Annotated in this window: 1 pseudogene; it reads right to left on the reverse strand. The window is 63.5% G+C overall.

What is annotated here, in order from left to right:
• Nucleotides 1–712, reverse strand: a pseudogene (locus tag MOV75_RS39570) (LuxR family transcriptional regulator); the annotation flags it as partial.
• Nucleotides 713–978 lie beyond the last annotated feature (266 nt).

Below are 978 nucleotides of genomic sequence, written 5' to 3' on the forward strand. Positions count from 1 at the left end.
CCGCAAGCGCGTCGCGGAGCGTCCGATTGGCTTCAGTGCTGCAGGTCACGAGCTGTCCGGCAACGGACCGGACCACGTCGTCGGCAGCGAGCAAGGCGTGACCGGCCGAATTCGCATGCACCAGGCGGCAGAAGGCATCGAGCAGGAAGATCCCGGCCGTCAAATTGTCGAGGACATCACCGAGTGCCGTCGCCAGCGTCAGTTGCGCGCTCGTAGCGCGGTTGATGAGGAGCGCGCGGCTGGCGTGCGGCACAAGGAGCGAGAGGCGATGCTTCATGCCTCGATCGACCATGCGGCGGCCCGACAGCACGGTCATCATCACGGGGCAGCTCGCATTCGACATCTCGAGCACGACATTGGCCGCATCGCTGCAGCCCTGCGGCTGCAACCATTCCTGGTAGAAGCGCCCCTTGCGATATTCCTCGAAATCGACGAGGTCCGGCACGCTCACAACCTTGCCCTGTGGAGGCAGGACCGTGAGCGGATCGAACTTCGAATGCGTGTCGGAATAGAGCTGGATGAAATGCGGGTCCGCCCCGCAATAATAGTGCGTGACGCCGCATTTGCTGATCGAGTCCTTCGAAAACAATCCGCAGGCCTGGCCACCGACGAAATCACGAATGCCGGCAACGACGTTGTTCCAGAGCGAGGGATCGAGCCCGGCATCGTAGATGGATTCGACGATATCTGGCAGTTTCTGCGGTCGGTGCATGGCTCAAAATGGCACTGAATGATCAATGCCGGCGAGAATAACACAACCGTAGCATGCGACATCCTCCGATCGGAGGAGGCGCCGGCCGGGCGGATGGCACCCGGCCGGCGGGCATCGCGTTCGAGCCGCCAGGGCTGATGCCGGCTCAGAACGCGACGCGAACGCCGCCCTTCGCGGTGACGGTGCGGCTCTGGTCGGACATGATCATGCCCTCGACCGCGCCGAACACGGACACGTTGCGGCCGGTGCGGTAGTCGAAGCCGAGG

This window comes from Bradyrhizobium sp. PRIMUS42, assembly GCF_023006515.1.
GTDB lineage: Bacteria > Pseudomonadota > Alphaproteobacteria > Rhizobiales > Xanthobacteraceae > Bradyrhizobium.